Here is an 18481-nt window from a genome sequence, read left to right on the forward strand (position 1 = left end):
AGCTCGACGTTATATGCCCGTAGATTTCGAGTTGCAGCCGACAAGGCCGCAGCTTGAAAGATGAAGGGGATCAGACATAGGGTTCGCCGAGGGTGAGCATCAGCCGGTTGGCCCAGGCGAAGAACGCCGTCGACTGCACCAGATCCAGCAGCGCCAGTTCATCCAGCCCCTGGGCGCGCAGCGCCGCCAGCTGCCCGCCATCGGCCCGCGGCGGCGTGGCGGACAGCGCGGCGGCGAAGTCGATCTGCGCCCGCCAGCGTTCATCCTGCCCCTGGCTCAATACCTCGCCCGGCGCCACCGCCAGCAGCCTTTCTACCTCGGCTTCGCGCTTCGACAGCTGCGCCGCCTTGCGCGCATGCACCGAGGCGCAATAGATGCAGCCGTTCACCTTGCTGGCCACCGTCGCCGCCAGCTCGCGCTCCTGCCGCGCCAGGCCGCCGGGGGTATAGAAAATCGCCCGGTCGGCCAGCGTGCGCTGCTCCAGCACCGGGTGGTTGCGCGCCAGCAGGCGGAAGTAGTCCGAATCGGCGTGGCCAAAGCGCGTTAGCTGCGCCTTGCCGTCTTCGTCGAACTCCGCCAGGGGTTTGGCGGCGATCCACGGCTCCCACCCCAGCTCTTGCCGGGTAAAGGCCGGCGGTGCCTGACGGCCGTCCAGCGTCAGCGGCCCGGTGCGCCAGCGGCCGGCCGTTACCGGCGGATGCGCCGCAGCTGCGGCCGCTTTGCCGCCCAGCAGCCGGTAACCCTGCAGCAAGCGGCTCTGGAAGCTGACGAAGGCAATCAGCTGCGACAGCGTAACGATGGCGTCCAGCGACCAGCCGGCCTGCCGTAAAGCCTGCAAATGTTGGGCATCGGCGTTGGCCGGTTGAAACGCCAGCCGCTCGGCGTGATCCAGCGCCGCACGCAGCCCCTCGCCTTGCGGCTCTTCGCCCTGCCGTTCCAGCAAGGCCGCGTAGTGCGCCGCCAGCCGACTCTCGCCGTGCCATTCGCTGATGCGCCGGGCCAGCAGCAGCCGCTGCGCCAGCGGAAAATCACCGGCGTCGGCCGGGGAGAACAGCGCCAGATAGCTGGCCTGAATGGCGTCGGTGGCCGCCTGACGCGTGGTTCTGGCCTGCGCCAGCGCGGAGTCTGCGGCGATTTCCGCCAGTTCGGCCAGCAGGTCGGCCGTCTTCGATAACGTCGTCATAGCTTTTCCTCAGCGTGATGTTCATTGGGGGTGTGGAGGGTGTTGCGCCGCCACCCCAGTTCGGGCGCGACATGGCGGGCGATGAGGTCGATAGAGCGCAGAATATGGGCGTGCGGCGGATCGATGGAGTGCACCTGAAACGCCAGATCGGTGACCCGCGCCAGCGCGCTGTCCCGCTGCAGCGAGGCGATCACCTGGTCGGGCGTGCCCAAGTGCACGTCGAAAGCGCGGATCAGGCCGTCCAGCGACTCGTCGGCCGGCTGATGACCGCTGGCGCGCAGGCGCGCCAAGCCACGATTCAGCCCGGCGGCGGCGAAATCGCGCGCCTGCTGGCCGCTCTCGCTGACAAAAGCGGTACGCGATCCCATGATGCGCGGCGCGATGCCGGCCGGCAGCGCCGCCAGATAGGCGTCGATGATCGGGTTTTGCAGTTCGTCCAACGGCAGGTCCGGCGCGTCCGCCGGGCGCGGCTGGGTGCGCGACAGCATCAGGCCGTCCCCCGCCCGGCCGGCGCGTTCGCCGCCCTCGACCGAGAAGGTCGCCTGCCAGACGCGCTGCGCCAGCTGCGGCGCCGCCGGATACAGGCGATTCTCCTCGCCGCCCAGCGCCTCGCCGCGCCAGGCGCCAAGCAGAATGCGCAAGTTTTCGGCGAATACCGCATTGCGCTGCCCGGCGTCGATGCCGAAGGCGCCGAAGGAAGACGGCGTGCCGCCGGCGGCCACCCCAACCTCCAGCCGGCCGTCGGACAGCAGATCCAGCACCGCCGTGTCTTCCGCCACCCGCACCGCCGACTCCATCGGCAACGTGATCACCCCGGTACCCAGCCGAATGTGGCGGGTGCGCGCCGCCACCTGCGCCAGAAACACCAGCGGCGACGGCAGGCCGCCCTCGTCTTGGTGGAAATGGTGCTGCGCCACCCAGGCGGCGTCGAAACCGGCTCGCTCGGCGTGCAGGATCTGTTCGGTCGCCAGTCGGTAACGCTCCTGAGCGCTGCCCTGATCCAGCAAACGGGTGAAAAAACCGAGTCTCTTGTGGCTCATCATGCCTCCTCGAATGTGGGCTGCCCGGCATGCGGCGTGCGGCGGGGGATCGCTGCGATCAATTGGCGGGTATAGTCGCTGCCCGGCATGGCGAACAGCTCGGCGGTGGCGCCGCCGTCCACCCGTTGACCGCGCTGCAGCACCGACACGCTGTGCGAAATCCGCCGCACCGTCGCCAGATCGTGAGAAATGAACAGGTAGGTCAGATCTCGCTCCTGCTGCAACTCCTGCAGCAAACGCAGGATCTGCGCCTGCACCCTGACGTCCAGCGCCGAGGTGGCTTCGTCCAGCACCAGCACCCGGGGCTGCAGCACCAGCGCCCGGGCGATCGCCACCCGCTGCCGCTGGCCGCCGGACAGCTCGTGCGGCCTGCGGTTCAGCAAATCAGGCGGCAGCGCCACCCGTTCGAACAGCTCGCGCACCCGCCGATCGCGCTCGGCCTTGTCGAGCGGTTCGAAATTCAGCAGCGGCTCTTCAATGATTCGGTACAGCGTTTGCGCGGGGTCGAGCGAACCGAACGGGTTTTGATAAACCAGCTGAATGCGGCGGCGGAACTGACGCAGCGCCTCCCCTTTCAGGCCGGTAACGTTGACGCCGTCGATCAGGATCTGCCCGGCATCCGGCCGCTCGAAGCCCAGCAGGCAGCGCGCCAGCGTGCTTTTGCCCGACCCGGACTCTCCCACCAACGCATGGGTGGTGCCGCGCGGCACGCTGAACGACACCCGATCCAGCGCGCGAAAGCCCTGCCCGCCGGACAGCCGAAAATCCTTCACCAGCGCCTGAACCACGATCGCCGGCGGCTGACCGCTGCGCTTCGCCGGCGGCGCGACGGCGCCGCTCAATGAAGGCACATCGGCGAGCAGCTGGCGGGTGTAATCGCTGGCGGGTGCGCGCAGCACCTCGGCGGTAGCGCCCTGTTCCTGCACCCGGCCGTGGCGGAACACCAACAGCCGATCGGCGCGTTCCGCCGCCACGCCCAAATCGTGGGTCACCAGCAGCACCGCGGTGCCGAACTCGCGCCGCAGTTCGTCGATCAGATCGAGAATGCGTTTTTGCACCGTCACGTCCAGCGCGCTGGTCGGTTCGTCGGCGATGATCAGCGCCGGCTGCAGCGCAATGGCGATGGCGATCAACACCCGCTGCTTCATGCCGCCGGAAAGTTGGTGCGGATACTGGCGCGCCCGCAGTTCCGGGTGCGTCAGCCCCACGCGGGTCAACAGCTCCGTCACCCGCTGTTGTACCTGCCCGCGCGGCAGCCGACGGTGAATATTGACGATCTCCGCCACCTGCTCGCCGATGGTTTTCACCGGGTTGAGCGAGCTGGAGGGATCTTGCGGGATCAGGCTGATTTGCGCCCCTCTCACCGCATCCAGCCGCCGCGATGGCCAGCCGGCGATATCGGTGCCGTGCAGCCGGATGGCGCCCTGTTCCAGATGGCCGTTGTCGGCCAGCAAGCCGATGATCGCCTGCGCCGTGGTGGTTTTGCCGGAGCCGGATTCGCCAACCAGCGCCACCACCTCGCCCGGCTCAATCGCGAACGACACCTCATGCACCACCCTTCGGTTGCCTTCGTCGCCCTGATAGGCGATGGAAACCTTGTCCAGCGCCAGTACCGGCGGCCGCGCCGCCCGTTGCCATGCCGCTTGCACGCTCATCGCGCCTTTCCTCCCAGCGAACGGCTGATGCGGTTGGCCGCCAGCACCACCGCCACCACCACCATGCCCGGGAAGGTGGTCAGCCACCAGGCGGTGGAAATGTAGTTGCGCCCTTCGGCGATCAGCAGCCCCCATTCCGGGGTCGGCGGCGGGGTGCCGTAGCCGAGGAAACTCAGGGTGGCGATCGCCAGAATGGCGCTGCCGAACTGCAGCGCCGAGAAGGCGATCGCCGAAGTCAGCGAGTTCGGCAGGATATGCCGCCACAGCACCGCCCAAAAGCTGCCGCCGCTGCCGTAGGCCGCTTCGACGTAATCGCTGTGGCGCACTCGCACCACTTCCGCCCGCGCCAGGCGGGCAAAGTTGGCTACCGAAGTGACGCCCACAGCGATGGCGGCGTTGACCGTGCCGAAGCCCAGCAGAATGATGATGCTCAGCGACAGCAGCAGGCCGGGGATCGACAGCAGCACGTCGACGACGCGCATCACGGCGTCGTCCGCCGCGCCGCCCAGCGCGCCGGCGATCAGGCCGAGCGCGGTGCCGAACACCAACCCCAGCGCCACCGCCACTACCGCGCCGGCCAGGGTTTGCGAAGCGCCGTATACCATGCGCGCATACAGGTCGCGCCCCAGCTGATCGGTACCCAGCCAGTGCTCGCCGCCGGGCGCCAGCCGCTGCGCGCCGGCAATGCCTTCGGTGCCGCTGTAGGCGGTAAACAGCTGCGGCGCCAACGCCCACAGCGCCACCAGCGCCATGACCGCCCAGGCCAGCAGCAGCGTCAGGGGGACGCGGCGGCGGCTCGGGCGGCTGGCGGGCAGCGCGCCTTCACTTTCCGCGCCGGACAGATCGCGCTCCGGCACCGTGGCTTTGTCAAAGGAGATACTGCTCATAGGGATGCTCCTGCCTGGGTTTTCAGCCGCGGATCCAGCAGCGGGAACAGCAGATCCACCAGCAAGTTGATGGTGACGAAGGCGGCGGCCGAGATCAGCACTATCGCCTGCAGCACCGCCACGTCCTGATTGACCACCGCTTGCTGGGTCAGTTGCCCCAGGCCGCTGCGGCCAAACACGGTTTCGGTGATCAGCGCCCCGGCGATCAGTTCGCCGAACAGCATGCCGGCGATGGTCAGCGCCGGCAGCATGGCGTTGCGCGCCACGTGCCGCCACAGCACCCCGCTGCGGCCGGCGCCCTTGGCCCGCGCCACCGCGACGAACGGCCGGGTTTGCACCGCGTCGATGCTGCGGATCAGAATTTGCGCCAGCGGCGCGGAGATCGGCAGCGCCAGCGTCGCGATCGGCAGGATCAACCCCTGCCACTCGCCGGGGTTAATGATCGGGATCAGCTTCAGGCGGAACGAAAAGATCTGAATCAGCACTATGCCCAGCCAGAAGGTGGGTACCGAAACGAACAGCGACGGCAGCGTCTGCAGCGCCGAACGCAGCCAGCCGAAGCCGGTCAGGTTGGAAGCAAAAGCGATAAGCAGCGCCAGCAGCAACGCCACCGCAAAGCCCAGCACCGCCAGCTGCAGCGTGGCGGGCAGATTAGCCGCCAGCAGCGCGGTAACCGGCACCCCGGCCTGCATCGAGTAGCCCAGATCGCCATGCAGCACGCTGCCCAGGGTATGCAGATACTGCCGCCACAGGGGGACGTCCGCACCATAGGCCGCGCGCATGTCGGCAATCTGCGCCGGGCTTAGCCCCATGTCCGGGTTCTGAAATTTAATCAGGATCGCATCCCCCGGCAGCACCTGCAGCAGGATGAACGACAGGGTAAAGGCCGCCCACAGCACCAATAGCGCCTGCCCGATGCGCCCCGCCAGATATCGGTTCATTGCCCCCCCTTAATGTTTCTCTAACCAGGCGCCGTAGAAGCTCGGGCGGCCGACCGCCTCGAAGCTCACCCCCTTCAAATAAGGCGCGCCGGCGAACACCTGCGGCTCCTCGAAGAACGGGATCGCGTAGGCCTGGTCAATCAGGTAGTTTTGCGCCTCGCCGGCTGTCTGCAGGCGTTTTTGCGCGTCAACCTCGGAGGCGATGCCGAGCAGCAGGGCGTTCAGCTTGTCGTCGCTAAAGCCGCTGTTGCTGCTGGCGCCGCCCTTCTGCAGCAGCCCGTCGCGGTTGGTTGGGTAAAACTGGCTTTTGATCACGTCCGGATCGGCGCGCCCCACCTCTACCACCGCCGCCGGGGTTTTCTGCGGGTCGAGGTTATCCGCCACCCGGCTGCCGGCGTCGCCCGCCAGAACGTTCAGCCGCGCGCCCACCTTGCCCCACTGCTGCGAAACCAGCTGCAGCACCGCCTTGTTCTGCGGCTGCGGCAAAGATTCGTACACCGTCAGCAACAGCTTCCTGCCGTCTTTTTCGCGCAGCCCGTCAGCGCCCTTCTTCCAGCCGGCTTCGTCCAACAGCCGGTTGGCCAGCTGCGGGTCGAATTTCAGCTTGTCGGACAGATCGACAAAGCCGGCGGCCGAGGAGGCGATCACCGATTTGGCCTGCGGGTAGTTGGCGGAGAACAGCGTATCGACGATTTGTTTGCTGTCGGTGGCGTGCAGCAGCGCCTGACGCACCCGCAGATCGGCCACCAGCGGGTTATCCGGCCGGAAGGCGATGCTGTCGTTGACGCCGCGCGTCGGCGCGGCATAAATGATAAAACCCTGATCCTGCGTCTGCTTCTCGTCATAGGCCTGGATCTGGCGGATAAAATCCGCCTGCCCGGCCTGCAGCGCGCCGATGCGCACGCTGTCTTCCCCGGTGACGATCACTTTAACGCCGTCCAGATTGGCGCGGCCCTGCTGAGCCAGGCGGGCCGGCCCCCAGCTGTAGTCTTTGCGCGCGCTGAGATCGACCTCGCGCCCCAGCGTTTCGCCGCTGACCACAAAGGGGCCGGAGCCGATGATATGGCGCGCGTCGCCCAGTTGGTCGTAGCTGCGGTTCAGCGTGCTGAGCGATACCAGCCCGGAGCCGATGGTGGCGGTGCCCTGCAGGAAGCCCGGCGACGATCGCGTGAAGAAGAATTTCACCGTTAGCGGATCCACCACTTCGCTGCGCTGGTAGTTATTGATCACCTCGGAAACCGGCAGGCGTTTCTCCCTGTTGCCCAACCCGTAGGTGTCGAAGTTCTTCGCCACCGCGTTGGCGTCCAGCGGCGTGCCGTCGGAGAAGGTCACGCCGGGGCGCAACTTGAAGGTGTATTCGGTTTTGTCGGCGTTGCTGCTCCAGGACTCGGCGATCCAGGGTTCAATCTCCAGCGTCTTGGGGTTCTGATAGGTCAGCTTGTCGGTTATCTGGTTGAGAATGCCGCCGTTGGGGTAAAAACCGCCGGAAGGCGGATAAAGATTGGTGTGCGCCTGCTGTTCAAGGTAGACCAGCGTGCCGCCCTGCACCGCCGCCAGCGCCGGTTGCATCCCCGCCGCCAGCCCTAACGCCACCGAGATCCCGCTGGTTAACCCATTGAAAGAAAAATTAAACATGCCCGTCTGCCCTTATTATTTGAAAGTTACGGGTTGTACCCTATAGCTTTCAAGTTGCAGCAAGGCGGCAAACGCGAGGATCCTCAGGAGCTTACTTAAGTAAGTGACTGGGGTGAGCGCGTGCAGCCAACAATGCTGCAGCTTGAAAGATGACGGGTATATAACAAGCCAAATCGGCAGGGAGTAGAACGAACTATTTTCGCTAACCTATGGCGCAAATCGCACAAGGCGAGGCGGCTTGGCAGAAAAGATGTTTTGTTATAACGTATCGTGAATAAGCGAGGGGAGTGAAAAGATGAAAATTCAGCTATCGCTGCTGTTCCTTGGCCTGGCGGCCGGGCAGGCGGCGGCGTTTCAGTCCAAAGTGCCGGAGCCGCAGCCCGAACAGGCGCGCGCGGCGCAAGATAATATCGAAAGCCTGTTCTACGGTTTTCACGCGCTGGACGCCCAGGCGGTCAATCCCGGCACCTGCGCGGCGGTGCCGGTGCCGGGGTGCCAATGCGCGTTCTGCAGCCAGCTGCGCCAGGCCGGCGCGGCGAAATAAACCCGCCGCAGGTCAGCCCATTTCATACTGCACGATCAGCTGCCCTTTCTTCATCTTCACCGCGGTGATGTTGACCTCGCCCAGCTCGCTCAGCGAGGCCACGTGGGTGCCGCCGCAGCCGTAGGCCGGCAAATCGCCGAAGCCGACCTGACGCATGCCGTTCACTTCCCGCTGGCGGCGCGGCAGATCGGCGGCGATCAGCCGCGCCAGCTCCGCCTGCAGATAGCCCTGCTCCAGCGTTTGCGCGCCGGCGCCCGGCGTGAAGGTAATGCGCCCCTCACCCGGCCAATGGTGCGCCTTCACCGGCTGCCAGCCGCGGGTCTCGCCCAGCCAGCCGATCAGATGCCCGGCGGAATGCCAGCGGGTGTGCAGGCGGCGTTGTTCGCCATCCACCCGGGCCAGCACTGGCCCCAGCGGCAGCGGTTCGGCGGTGAAGTGCAGCACCTTATCGCCCTGCTGCGCCACCCGCAGCACCGCCGCTTCGCCCAGCGTGCCGCCGTCTGCGGGCTGCCCGCCGCCCTGCGGGTGGAACGGCGTGGCGTCCAGCTCAATCGCGAAGGCGCCTTCTTCCACCGGGGTGCAGGCCAGCACCCGTACCTCGGCCTGTAAATCATCGCTGTAGTAATAACGTCGTTCGGTCATCATTTTTCTCCTGGTTGGGGGAGCTATTATATTCGTGCCATAATCGCAGGATAATCCGTCATCGTCACAATGGACCTTTGCGCCATGAGCACAAATCTTTCGCATTCGCTGCTGGCCGAAATGGCCGTTTTCGTCGAGGTGGTGGAAAGCGGCAGCTTCTCCGCCGCCGCCCGCCGCCTGGGCGCTTCGCCGTCCGCTATCAGCCGCAGCGTCGCCAGGCTGGAACAGGCGCTGGCGCTGCGCTTGCTGCACCGCACCACCCGCAAGCTGCGCCTGAGCGAAGCGGGGGAAGAGGTGTTGCTGCACTGCCGCAGCATGCTGGCGGCGGCGGACGCGGTGATGGCCGTCAACGGCCAGGGCGCCGCGGAGCCGGAAGGCGCGATCGGCGTCAGCGTGCCCAAGGCGGTGGGCAGATTCGTGCTGCATCCGCACATGCCGGAATTCCTGCGCCGTTACCCGAAGGTGGACGTTCGGCTGCGGCTGGAAGATCGTTATATGGATCTGATTGACGATAGGGTCGATTTGGCGCTGCGCATCACCGATCGCCCTTCTCCCGGGTTGATCGGCCGTCAGTTAATGAGGATAGATCATCTGCTGTGCGCCACCCCGCACTACCTGGCGCAGCACGGCGCGCCCCGGCAGCCGCAAGATCTCACGGCGCACAGCTGCATTTATCTCGGCGAAACGCCCAACGACGCGCGCTGGAAATTTCGCCGCGGCGGCAAAACGACCACGGTGGCGGTGCGCGGCCGCTACGCCGCCAACCATACCGGGGTACGGCTGGACGCGGTGAAGCAGCATATAGGCATCGGCAGCCTGCCGTATTTCACCGCGCGCCAGGCGCTGGACAGCGGTGAGCTGGTGCAGGTGCTGCCGGAATGGGATTTCCTCAGCAGCTATCACGGCGGCCTGTGGTTGCTGTATGCGCCCAACCAGCACCTGCCGCCCAAGCTGCGGGTGTTTATCGATTACCTCGTCGCCCGCCTGGCCAAAGAACCGCAGCTACAGCGCCTTGCGTAGGGTGATGTTGATGCGGTGCGGCCCCACCAGCGAATGGTAGCCTTCCTTGACCGGCATGATGCCGTGAAAGCACAGCCGCGACGGGCCGCCCCACACCACCACGTCGCCGTGCGCCAGCGGGATGCGCCGCGCCCGATCGCTGCGTTGCAGGCCGCCGAACTGAAACACCGCCGGCAGGCCGAGCGACACCGAAACGATCGGCGAACCGAAATCATGCTCGTCCTTATCCTGATGCAGCGACAGCTTGCTGCCGGGATCGTAGCGGTTCATCAGGCAGGAGTCCGGCACGAAGGGCGCGAACCCGGCCTGCTGCGCGGCTTCGTCCGCCAGCGCCAGCAGAATCTCCGGGATCGGCGGCCAGCGCTTGCCGCTGCGCGGATCGCGCGCCGAGTAGCGATAGCCGCGGCTGTCGCTGCTCCAGCCGTTGCCGCACCAGCTCATCGCCACCGACATCACATGCCCGCCGGGGGTGGTCATGTGCCGCCACGGCACCTGGGCGACCACGCCCCGCACCGCCGCCAGCAGCTCCGGCCCGTGATCGCGCACGAAGCCATGCATCACCACCGCCCCCGGCGCGATCTGCTCGCGCCACGGCGGCGGCGGCGAATCTTCAAAGAGATCGATAGTCATCGCGAAACCTGTATGAATACACAGTATTCATTTTAAACGCCGCGCGCCGAATGTCCAGCGCCCGGCGGCCTCATTGTTGTTTATGACAAACTTATCTACAGTAGCCGCAATGAAATCAGTCACTCTCAAGGAATGCGCGTGATTAAAGGCATCGGTCTTTCGGTTATCGCCTCGGTGTTATTCGGCGTGATGTATTACTACACCTCGACGCTGGCGCCGCTCGACGGCGAGCAGGTCTACGGCTGGCGCACCCTGCTGACGGTGCCGTTTCTGACGCTGTTTATGCTGGTTTCCGCCGACTGGCGCAAGGTGGCAGAGACGCTGGCCTGGGTGCGCCAACGGCCGCGTCGGCTGCTGTTTCTGCCGCTGACCTCGGCGCTGCTGGGCGTACAGCTGTGGCTGTTTCTGTGGGCGCCGTTGCACGGCAAGGCGCTGGAGGTGTCGCTCGGCTATTTCCTGCTGCCGCTGGCCATGGTGCTGGCGGGCCGGGTGATATTCCGCGATCGGCTTTCGCTGCTGCAAAAACTGGCGGTGGCCTGCGCCATGCTCGGCGTGGGCAATGCGCTGTATCAGGTGGGCGGCGTTTCCTGGAGCACGCTGGTGGTGGCCCTGGGTTATCCGGTTTACTTTATTTTGCGCCGGCGCTTCGGCACCGACAACCTCGGCGGGCTGTGGTGCGAACTGGCGCTGATGCTGCCGGTGGCGGCCTGGTTCGCCTTCGGCGGCGACGGCGCTGCGGCGGCGCTGCGCGTCAGCCCGGCGCTCTATTGGCAAATCCCGCTGCTGGGGGTGATCAGCGCCGCGGCGCTGGTGTGCTACATCCTCGCCAGCCGGCTGTTGCCGTTCAGCCTGTTTGGCCTGCTGAGCTACGTGGAGCCGGTGCTGCTGGTGATCGTCGCCTTGCTGCTCGGCGAAAGCATCAGCCGCAGCGAGTGGCTGACCTATCTGCCGATTTGGCTGGCGGTGCTGCTGTTGGTGGCGGAAGGCACCCGCCACCTGCTGCGCCGCCGGCGCATTTGACCTCAGGAAGCCAGGGTGGCGCCGCCGTCGATCACGATGTCCTGCAGGGTGATGTGGCTGGCCAGATCCGAGGCCAGGAACAGCACCGCGTTGGCGATCTCGTCCGGGCGGGCGATCTTGCCCAGCGGGATGCCCAGCTTGAACATCTCGGGGAAACCGGCGATGGTGCGCTGTTCGGCATCCGGGGTTTGCCACATGCCGCGCTGCATCGGGGTGTCGGTCGAGCCCGGCGACACCAGGTTACAGCGCACGCCAAACGGCGCCAGCTCCAGCCCCACGCAGTGGTTCAGGCTGGTCAACGCCGCCTTGGAGGCGCAGTAGGCCGCCATCTGCACCCGCGGCACGTGCGCGGCGTTGGAGCCGACGCTGACGATCGCCCCGCGGCGCTGCGCCTTGAAGTGCGGCAGCAGCGCGCGGAACAAATAGAACGCGCCCGAGGCGTTGACGTTGATGCACTGGTGCCAGTCGTCCAGGCTCAGGTCTTCGGTATTGCCCATGCGCAGAATGCCGGCGGCGTTGACCAGCACGTCCAGCCGGGGATTTTGCGCCAGCTGCTCCCGGCATACCTCGGCGACCTGTTGCGGCTGGCTGATATCCAGCGTCACGCAGGGGTAAGGCAGATCCGGCTGGGCGAACTCGCGGTCAAACCCCAGCACCTCGGCGCCCTGCGCCATAAAATGCCGGGCGATCTGCTCGCCGATGCCGCGCGCCGCGCCGGTCACCCAGACGCGCTTGCCGCTGAAATCCATCTGTACGCTCATGGGCGCACCGCCATCAGCGCGTTCGCGCCGGCGTGATTCGTTGTCATAATCGGTTTCTCCTGCAAAAGGGGTAGAGAGCCGGCCTTACAGCGCGCCGCTGTTCAGGCCGAAAGCGTTAAGCATGGTGCCCAGCTTGGCGGCGGTTTCCGCCCATTCGGACTGCGGCGTCGAGGCTTCGACGATGCCCGCGCCGGCGAACAGCCGCACCCGGTTGCCGCGCAGAATGCCGCTGCGGATGACGATCGCCCATTCGCCGTCGCCGTTGGCGTCGCACCAGCCGACGATGCCGCTGAACAGGCCGCGATCGTACTGCTCCAGATCGGCGATCAGCCGGCGGGCGGTTTCGGTCGGGAAGCCGCACAGCGCCGGCGTCGGGTGCAACAGGCAGGCAAGCTGCATCACGTTAAGCTGCGGGTCCCGCAGTTCGCCGCGAATGCGGGTGGACAGGTGCCACATGGTGCCGGTGCTCATCAGCGAAGGCCCGGAAGGCACGCTCAGCGTCGCGCACAGCGGCGCCAACCGCTGGCGAATGTCGTCGATCACCAGCTTGTGTTCGTATTTGTCTTTGGTCGACCGCATCAGGCGTTCGCTGCCGATGCGGTCTTGCTGCGCATCCGCCTGCCGGCGCGCCGAGCCCGCCAGCGGGTTGGAGTGGATCTCGCCGCCCTGCTTGCGGATCAGCAGTTCCGGGCTGGCGCCGATCAGCACGCCGCCGTCGGGCAGCGGCAGGGAAAAGTGGTAACCGTTCGGGTTCTGCACCATCAGGTTATTGAGGATCTGATGGCCCGCCACCGGCTGCTCCAGCTCGATCTCCAGAATGCGCGACAGCACCGCCTTGCTCAGCCTGCCCTGTTTAAAACGGCTGACCGCCTCCGCCACCGCGTGCTTGAAGCGCGGCTCGTCCGGAATGCTGGTGCAGGCGGCCAACCGGTGCTGCTGCAGCATTGGCCGCGCATCGCGGGTGTAATGGTCATTGGCGACGAACCGGCTCTGTTGCGGTACGTACAGGCAGGAGGGCTGGCGGGTATCGAAAGGAATGGCGCCCACCACCACCGGCGCCTCCTGGCCGGCCTGTTTGGCGCGCTGCAGCGCCTGGCCGATGTTCTGCGCCAGCGCGCTGTCGGCCCGCTCGCCGCCGAAGGCCGGCGTCTCGATGCGTTCGAATACGCCCTGCGCGCTCAGCGAGCGGAACTCCGACTGGTATAAAAAGGTAGATTGCTCTGAGTAAACAAAACCGGGAAAGGTTTGGTTTTCCGTTGTCAGTGTAGCCACAAGACCACTCCTTTGCGTTGCCCGCACTAATGATAATGGTTATGCGAATGATTATCATTAGTTATAAAGACCGGTAAATTACACCGCCGCCCGGCGCGGGTCAATCACCGTTAGCGTAATAATTAATGAATGAAACGCTCAGGCATGGCAAATGCACGTTACAGTGCAACGCAAATCAACACACTGATTTAAAAGTAAATAAATGTCGTTACGTCGTCACCTTCATGCCAGTAGCGGCCCAAAAAACGACGGCCTGCACGGCACTGCGGGGTGAGTGTCTTAAGCAGTTCCAATTCAAAGGTCTGGGTTTGCGCATCCATTGCCACCATGCGCGCATCCAAAAAATCAAAGTAGCGGCGCACCTGCGGGTACAGCGCTTTGAACAGGCTCTCCTTGGCGGAGAACGTCAGCGTCAGCAGGCGATTGAACGCCTGCGGCCCGCGGCGCAGCTCTGCGCACTCCTCCGCACCGACGATAGCGCCCCACAGCTCCTCCGCGCGCGCCTGCGGCATCAGCGTCTCCACGTCCAGCCCGATGCCGCCCAGGCCGTTTTCGGCGTGCACCGCGCACAGCGCGGTAGCCGCATTGTGGCTCAGCGCGCCGGCGACGCCCGGCGGCCACTGCGGCGCGCGATCTTCGCCCGGCAGCAGGATAAAACCGCTGAAGCCCAACGGCGCCAGCAGCCGCTGCGCCAGACAGCGCCCGGCCAAATATTCCGCCCGGCGCTTGGGCACCGCGCGCGCCAGGTGCTCCGGCAGAGTGATGCCCGCCTCGCGAAAGCGTTCGTCACCATAGTCCGCCAGCGAGAAACGGCAACGCGCCACCTGCCCCGGGTAATCAACCAGGTTAAAAAGTTCGATATCGCGGATAAAAGCGGGCAACGGGAGGTTCCTTGAACAGTGCGCAGAGCGACGATTTTAGCCCCCGCGCTCCCCGGCAACAACGACTATTCCTCTCCCCCGCCGCCGGAGGAGAGGAACGCGGCTTACAGAATGCCTTTCATGGTCTTTTCGAAATCGCTCCAGGCGCAGAAGCCGTCCTTGTCGATTGGGCAGCCCTTCAGCGCCAGGGTCACGCGCTGCGGCGGATTTTGCAGCGTCAGCGGCGTGGCTTTGCGCAGTTGATCGGTAGACTGATAAACGTATTCGATTTTCAGCAGCTCGCGGTCATTCTGCCGATCGTGCCAGCGCTGGAACACCAGCTTGCCGCCGATCGGCGTTTTCTCGTACTGCTGCGGCAGCTGATACGGCTGGAACTGCATCGCCGACAGCAGCGAGGCGATATTCGAATCGTGGCCGACCAGCACCGTCAGCTTGGGCGCATCCGGCTTGCGCTCGCCGAGCAGCGCGCCGTTGATGTAGGCCAGCAGCGGTTTGGCGACGTTCCGCGCCACCACCGGCGAGGTGAACAGCGAATCCTGATAGCCGTCTTTCAGCTGCGCCAGCTGCTTCCACTGGTGCGGCGTGGCGATTTTGCCCCAGGCCACGTCCTTCATCGGGAAACCTTCGTAATACTGCAGCATAAAGGCGTCCACCAGCGAGTTGCCCACCCGCAGCGGCCCGGTCACGCCCGGCTCTTTGCCCGGCACCGCGCTCAGGGTGCTGGCCTCTTTGGTCAGATCGCAGTGCCGGTCGGTTTTGCAGGCGCTGGAGTCTTTATAATCGACGATTTTCGCCAGCTGCCGGTAAGACTCGTCCAGCTTCAGCGAGGCCAGCTCGGCGTTCATCGCCGCCAGCGCCTGTTGATTGAAGGCTGCGCTGCTGTCGGTGATGATCGGGTTGAAGGTCGGGTCCATCTCGCCCATTTTTTCCTGATGGTGCACGGCGACGTCGCAGCCGGGGAACGCGCCGTTGCTGAAGAACTGCGCGGTGGCCACCGTGCGCTGCAGGCTGTTGGCGTAAACGTACAGGCTGCCGGCGGTCGGGCAGCCTTCCTGCGGCAGCAGGCCGGTCTGCTTCAGCCAGGCGTTGAAGTAGTGCCCCATATAGACTTCCAGCACCCCGCCCTTGGTGGTCAGCAGCCCGCCCGGCGTTTCCCAGGCCGGCCAGGCCCGCGGCGTGGACTGCGCCAGCACGCTGCCGTTATTGGCCAGCGGCGCGCGCAGGTTGTGGCGGCTCATCACCAGCACCTGCTCCAGCTGATAGTCGTTGGTTGCCCCCCATACGGTCCCGGTGAATAACAAAGGCAGGCACAGCAATAACGTTTTTTTTCTCATCCGCAGAGGCTCCCGGAAAGTGATTGTTTTGAATGTGTTAGCTTTCGCCCGGCTATGATGGAGGGGTTGGTCGCCCAAGTGTGTGATGGGGTTCACGGGAAAAGATCGTACCGGCGGCCATCTGCCGATGGCCGCCGCAGGCTAATTTAGAACCACAGGCGCATGATCGGCCAGCCGATCAGCAACAGCGCGGCGATGTACACCACGCCGAGAATGCCGCCCAGCCGCCAGTAATCTTTCGACTTCACGTAGCCGCAGCCGTAGATGATCACCCCCGGGCCGGTGGCGTACGGCGTCAGCACGCCCATGATGCCGATCGACAGCACCAGCAGCATCGACAGCTGCTCCATCGGCACGCCCGGCAAGCCTTTCCCCACCGCCAGGATCACCGGCAACAGGGTGGCGGTATGCGCCGACAGGCTGGCGAACAGGTAGTGGGCGAAATAGAACACCAGCACCAGCGCCACCACCGTCATGTTGGGCGAAAAACCGTCCAGGTGGGTGCTCATGGTCTGGGCGAACCAGTCGATAAAACCGGAGCGGGTCAGGCCGTTGGCCATCACCACCAGCGTCGCCAGGTTGACCAGGGTGTTCCAGGCGCTGGAGTATTTGGTGATGTCTTTCCACGACACCACGTGCAGCGCCAGCATCAACGACACCGCCAGCAGGCAGACCGCGGTGGCGTCCAGCACCTTGCCGCCGAACACCCACAGGCACAGGCTGAGCAGCACCAGGCCGATCAGGGTGTACTCCTTGCGGCTCAGCTTGCCCATTTCGCCCAGCGCGGTGTTGGCCCAGGCGGCCACCTCGCTGCTGTGGGTCACCCCCGGCTTGTACAGGCAGTAAGAAATCAGCGGCGCGACGATCAGCAGCAGCAGGCCGACCGGCAGGAACGCCAGGAACCACTGCATCCAGCTGATGTGCACCCCGGCGATTTTGCCGACGAACTCGATGCCCAGCACGTTGGGCGCGGCGCCGGTCACGAACATCGAGGAGCTGATGCTGGTGCCCACCACCATCATCCACATCAGGTAGCCGCCGATGCGTCGCGAAGAGGGATCGTTGGGGAAGGAGTCGAACAGCGGCGGCAGGTTTTTCACCACCGGGAATACCGTACCGCCGGTGCGGGCGGTATTGGACGGGGTAAACGGCGCCAGCAGAATGTCGATGATCACCACCGCGTAGCCCAGCGTCAGGGTGCGCTTGCCCATAAACTTCACCAGGAACAGCGCGATGCGCCGCCCCAGCCCGGTGGCCTCGTAGCCCAGCGCGAAGATAAAGGCGCCGAACACCAGCCAGACGGTGGTGCTGGAGAAGCCCGCCAGCCCCCATTTTAGCGCTTCCTTGCCCGCCTTGAAGCCCGGCTCGGCCAGCTCCTGCGCGCCGAACAGCACCCAGTTGGCGCTCAGCACGCTGAGGGTCACGGCGATAAAGCTGATGGCGGTGGCGGGGATCGGCTCCAGAATCATGCCGACGATCATCGCCACGAAAATGGCGAAGTAGCGCCAGGCCTGCGGCGGCATGCCGTCGGGCACCGGTATCAGTAACAGGATCGCCAGCACCGCCAGCGGCGCTATCGCTTTCCAGATTTTTTCCTGGGTTTGGGACATGGGGATTTCTCCTGAAGGTTATGATTCCTGGTCACCCGGCTGCGGCAGTTGCGCCAGCAGCCAGGTCACTATCAACAGGTCGGCGCTGCCGCCGGGGCTGAGATTGCGGGCGATGCACTCGGCGTCGAAGCGCCGGATGGCCTGATCGCCGCTGTGCGCCAGCAGCGCCGCGGCGCGGCGCTGCAGCCAGCGCAAGCCGCCGATGCCGCCGCGCGAGGCGACGTTGGTGTCGTCGTTGTGGGCCATCAGCCACAGCAGGCTGTCCGTCAGCGCCCGTTGCTCGCCCCGTCCCGCCGCCATGCGCCGCCGATACAGCGGCAGCGCGCCGTCGATCACCAGCCGGAAACCGGACTCCGCCTCACCGCGCGCGCCGCTCAGGCCGTGGGCGGCGAACAGCCGCTGGCCGGCGGTGTGCCCGGCGTTGTTGCGCCGCAGCTCCCGCGTGACCAGCCCGCGGCACATCGCCGCCGTTTCTGCGCACAAGGCTTCGGCGCTTATCGCACGGCGCTGCCGGTGCAGGCGGCCGAAGGCGGCACACAGCAGGCCGAGCGAAAACACGCTGCCTTTATGGGTGTTGACGCCGCCGGTAGCGCGGAACATGTGGTTTTCGCAGGCCATGCCGAGCGGCCGCAGCCGCACCAGCTGTCGTTCCGCCGGCAGCGCCGCGTCCTCTCGCCCGCGCTGAATGAAGCGCGGCAGCCACGGCCCGATGGCGCGGGCGCTGCGGTAGAAATGCCCGAGATCCATATCGCGGTGCGCGCCGGCGTTGCGGCGATCCACCAGCCCCGGTTTGGGCGTGAGATTGACCTCCACCAGCAGCGCGCGGTAGGCGGCGCGGGCAAAATCGCGGATCTCCTGCGGCAGGCGCGCGCGGGCATCAATCGGCTGAGAGCGCATCATTGAGCATCCTTTCCATTTCGTTCAGCAGCTCATCGCCGCCGTGGCGCCGCTGGCGGGCGCAGAGCTTCGCCGGTCGGCTGCACAGCAGGCAGCGGCGCTCCGGCAGGCCGATATCGCGCCGCGACAGGATGCGCCCCTGCGAATCGAGCACATCGATGTCCCACAGCCGGCCGATCGGCCGGCGCACTTCCAGCTGCATGGCGCAGTCCTTGACCCGCAGGGCGTCGACCGGCAGCGCCAGATAGCCTTCGCAGCCGGTCGACAGCGCCAGCGTTTCGGCCTGCAGGCAGGGCCAGCCCTGCTCCGCCAACAGCCGTCGCAGCGCGCGCCACCCCAGGTTGAAGATGCCGCGCGTCAACGCGCTGTCTTTTATCGGCCCCGGCACCACCAGCGTCAGCACCAGCAGCGTGCAGCTGTGGCGCGCCAGCCACGCCTGCTGACGGGCCTGGCGGCATTCGCGGCTGGCCAGCAGCGCCGGCAGGCTCACCGCGCGGTTGGCGGCTAAACGCGGATCGACTTCGGCCAT

General features: G+C 65.8%; 18 protein-coding genes. 3 read left to right on the forward strand and 15 right to left on the reverse strand.

The window, feature by feature from the left end:
• Nucleotides 1-70: 70 nt before the first annotated feature.
• The 6 genes from D7I37_RS24415 to D7I37_RS24440 are packed head-to-tail and all read right to left on the reverse strand — an operon-like array spanning nt 71 to nt 7341.
• Complete coding sequence (locus D7I37_RS24415) at nt 71-1183, reverse strand: alkylhydroperoxidase domain protein (RefSeq protein ID WP_061797521.1); 1113 nt, start codon at nt 1181-1183, stop codon at nt 71-73.
• On the reverse strand, nt 1180-2223 hold the full coding sequence (locus D7I37_RS24420) for a putative FMN-dependent luciferase-like monooxygenase (RefSeq protein WP_129544511.1): 1044 nt from the start codon (nt 2221-2223) through the stop codon (nt 1180-1182). The genes D7I37_RS24415 and D7I37_RS24420 overlap by 4 nt, the downstream gene beginning before the upstream one ends.
• Nucleotides 2223-3878, reverse strand: a complete 1656-nt coding sequence (locus D7I37_RS24425; protein WP_061797524.1) for an ABC transporter ATP-binding protein — start codon at nt 3876-3878, stop codon at nt 2223-2225. The genes D7I37_RS24420 and D7I37_RS24425 overlap by 1 nt, the downstream gene beginning before the upstream one ends.
• Nucleotides 3875-4765: an ABC transporter permease gene (locus D7I37_RS24430; RefSeq protein ID WP_061797525.1), complete on the reverse strand. Its 891-nt coding sequence runs from the start codon at nt 4763-4765 to the stop codon at nt 3875-3877. The genes D7I37_RS24425 and D7I37_RS24430 overlap by 4 nt, the downstream gene beginning before the upstream one ends.
• On the reverse strand, nt 4762-5706 hold the full coding sequence (locus tag D7I37_RS24435; protein ID WP_061797527.1) for an ABC transporter permease: 945 nt from the start codon (nt 5704-5706) through the stop codon (nt 4762-4764). Before D7I37_RS24435 ends, D7I37_RS24430 begins: the two co-directional genes overlap by 4 nt.
• Nucleotides 5707-5715: 9 nt before the next feature.
• The gene (locus tag D7I37_RS24440) at nt 5716-7341 is read right to left on the reverse strand and encodes a TIGR04028 family ABC transporter substrate-binding protein (RefSeq protein ID WP_129544512.1); all 1626 of its coding nucleotides are present in this window, start codon (nt 7339-7341) and stop codon (nt 5716-5718) included.
• 295 nt (nt 7342-7636) lie between these two features.
• On the opposite strand from D7I37_RS24440, the gene D7I37_RS24445 reads away from it, so the two are divergent.
• A complete protein-coding gene (locus D7I37_RS24445) occupies nt 7637-7885 on the forward strand; it encodes a hypothetical protein (protein ID WP_061797530.1) in 249 nt (82 codons plus the stop codon).
• 12 nt (nt 7886-7897) lie between these two features.
• On the opposite strand, the gene D7I37_RS24450 is transcribed toward D7I37_RS24445, so the two are convergent.
• Nucleotides 7898-8527: a hypothetical protein gene (locus tag D7I37_RS24450; protein WP_061797531.1), complete on the reverse strand. Its 630-nt coding sequence runs from the start codon at nt 8525-8527 to the stop codon at nt 7898-7900.
• Nucleotides 8528-8611: 84 nt separating this feature from the next.
• Between D7I37_RS24450 and D7I37_RS24455 the strand changes: the two genes are divergently transcribed.
• The gene (locus D7I37_RS24455) at nt 8612-9547 is read left to right on the forward strand and encodes a LysR family transcriptional regulator (RefSeq protein ID WP_061797532.1); all 936 of its coding nucleotides are present in this window, start codon (nt 8612-8614) and stop codon (nt 9545-9547) included.
• On the opposite strand, the gene alkB is transcribed toward D7I37_RS24455, so the two are convergent.
• On the reverse strand, nt 9530-10177 hold the full coding sequence (alkB, locus tag D7I37_RS24460) for a DNA oxidative demethylase AlkB (RefSeq protein WP_061797534.1): 648 nt from the start codon (nt 10175-10177) through the stop codon (nt 9530-9532). The genes D7I37_RS24455 and alkB overlap by 18 nt on opposite strands.
• Before the next feature lie 138 nt (nt 10178-10315).
• Between alkB and rarD the strand changes: the two genes are divergently transcribed.
• Complete coding sequence (gene rarD / locus D7I37_RS24465; RefSeq protein ID WP_129544513.1) at nt 10316-11197, forward strand: EamA family transporter RarD; 882 nt, start codon at nt 10316-10318, stop codon at nt 11195-11197.
• Nucleotides 11198-11199: 2 nt separating this feature from the next.
• Here the strand turns inward: rarD and dhbA are convergent, their stop codons facing one another.
• The 7 genes from dhbA to citX all read right to left on the reverse strand — a co-directional run bounded on the left by dhbA (nt 11200) and on the right by citX (nt 18481).
• The gene (dhbA, locus tag D7I37_RS24470; RefSeq protein WP_061797535.1) at nt 11200-11958 is read right to left on the reverse strand and encodes a 2,3-dihydro-2,3-dihydroxybenzoate dehydrogenase; all 759 of its coding nucleotides are present in this window, start codon (nt 11956-11958) and stop codon (nt 11200-11202) included.
• An 84-nt stretch (nt 11959-12042) separates the two neighbouring features.
• Nucleotides 12043-13230: an isochorismate synthase MenF gene (locus tag D7I37_RS24475; RefSeq protein ID WP_061797536.1), complete on the reverse strand. Its 1188-nt coding sequence runs from the start codon at nt 13228-13230 to the stop codon at nt 12043-12045.
• Between the two features lie 188 nt (nt 13231-13418).
• Entirely contained in the window at nt 13419-14111 is a 693-nt protein-coding gene (locus tag D7I37_RS24480; RefSeq protein WP_129544514.1) for a 4'-phosphopantetheinyl transferase, read from the reverse strand.
• A 104-nt stretch (nt 14112-14215) separates the two neighbouring features.
• The gene (agp, locus tag D7I37_RS24485) at nt 14216-15445 is read right to left on the reverse strand and encodes a bifunctional glucose-1-phosphatase/inositol phosphatase (RefSeq protein WP_129544515.1); all 1230 of its coding nucleotides are present in this window, start codon (nt 15443-15445) and stop codon (nt 14216-14218) included.
• A 146-nt stretch (nt 15446-15591) separates the two neighbouring features.
• Entirely contained in the window at nt 15592-17055 is a 1464-nt protein-coding gene (locus D7I37_RS24490; protein WP_095098343.1) for an anion permease, read from the reverse strand.
• Nucleotides 17056-17073: 18 nt separating this feature from the next.
• A complete protein-coding gene (gene citG, locus D7I37_RS24495; RefSeq protein ID WP_061797570.1) occupies nt 17074-17952 on the reverse strand; it encodes a triphosphoribosyl-dephospho-CoA synthase CitG in 879 nt (292 codons plus the stop codon).
• Nucleotides 17933-18481: a citrate lyase holo-[acyl-carrier protein] synthase gene (gene citX, locus D7I37_RS24500; RefSeq protein ID WP_061797541.1), complete on the reverse strand. Its 549-nt coding sequence runs from the start codon at nt 18479-18481 to the stop codon at nt 17933-17935. Before citX ends, citG begins: the two co-directional genes overlap by 20 nt.

Origin of the sequence: Serratia sp. 1D1416 (assembly GCF_003641105.1) — a bacterium.
Lineage (GTDB): Bacteria > Pseudomonadota > Gammaproteobacteria > Enterobacterales > Enterobacteriaceae > Serratia > Serratia ficaria.

Coding starts and splice junctions, on each gene's coding strand:
- D7I37_RS24415 (WP_061797521.1), bottom strand. CDS start 1,183: ATGACGACGTTATCGAAGACGGCCGACCTGCTGGCCGAACTGGCGGAA.
- D7I37_RS24420 (WP_129544511.1), bottom strand. CDS start 2,223: ATGAGCCACAAGAGACTCGGTTTTTTCACCCGTTTGCTGGATCAGGGC.
- D7I37_RS24425 (WP_061797524.1), bottom strand. CDS start 3,878: ATGAGCGTGCAAGCGGCATGGCAACGGGCGGCGCGGCCGCCGGTACTG.
- D7I37_RS24430 (WP_061797525.1), bottom strand. CDS start 4,765: ATGAGCAGTATCTCCTTTGACAAAGCCACGGTGCCGGAGCGCGATCTG.
- D7I37_RS24435 (WP_061797527.1), bottom strand. CDS start 5,706: ATGAACCGATATCTGGCGGGGCGCATCGGGCAGGCGCTATTGGTGCTG.
- D7I37_RS24440 (WP_129544512.1), bottom strand. CDS start 7,341: ATGTTTAATTTTTCTTTCAATGGGTTAACCAGCGGGATCTCGGTGGCG.
- D7I37_RS24445 (WP_061797530.1), top strand. CDS start 7,637: ATGAAAATTCAGCTATCGCTGCTGTTCCTTGGCCTGGCGGCCGGGCAG.
- D7I37_RS24450 (WP_061797531.1), bottom strand. CDS start 8,527: ATGACCGAACGACGTTATTACTACAGCGATGATTTACAGGCCGAGGTA.
- D7I37_RS24455 (WP_061797532.1), top strand. CDS start 8,612: ATGAGCACAAATCTTTCGCATTCGCTGCTGGCCGAAATGGCCGTTTTC.
- alkB (WP_061797534.1), bottom strand. CDS start 10,177: ATGACTATCGATCTCTTTGAAGATTCGCCGCCGCCGCCGTGGCGCGAG.
- dhbA (WP_061797535.1), bottom strand. CDS start 11,958: ATGAGCGTACAGATGGATTTCAGCGGCAAGCGCGTCTGGGTGACCGGC.
- agp (WP_129544515.1), bottom strand. CDS start 15,445: ATGAGAAAAAAAACGTTATTGCTGTGCCTGCCTTTGTTATTCACCGGG.
- D7I37_RS24490 (WP_095098343.1), bottom strand. CDS start 17,055: ATGTCCCAAACCCAGGAAAAAATCTGGAAAGCGATAGCGCCGCTGGCG.
- citG (WP_061797570.1), bottom strand. CDS start 17,952: ATGCGCTCTCAGCCGATTGATGCCCGCGCGCGCCTGCCGCAGGAGATC.
- citX (WP_061797541.1), bottom strand. CDS start 18,481: ATGGCCGAAGTCGATCCGCGTTTAGCCGCCAACCGCGCGGTGAGCCTG.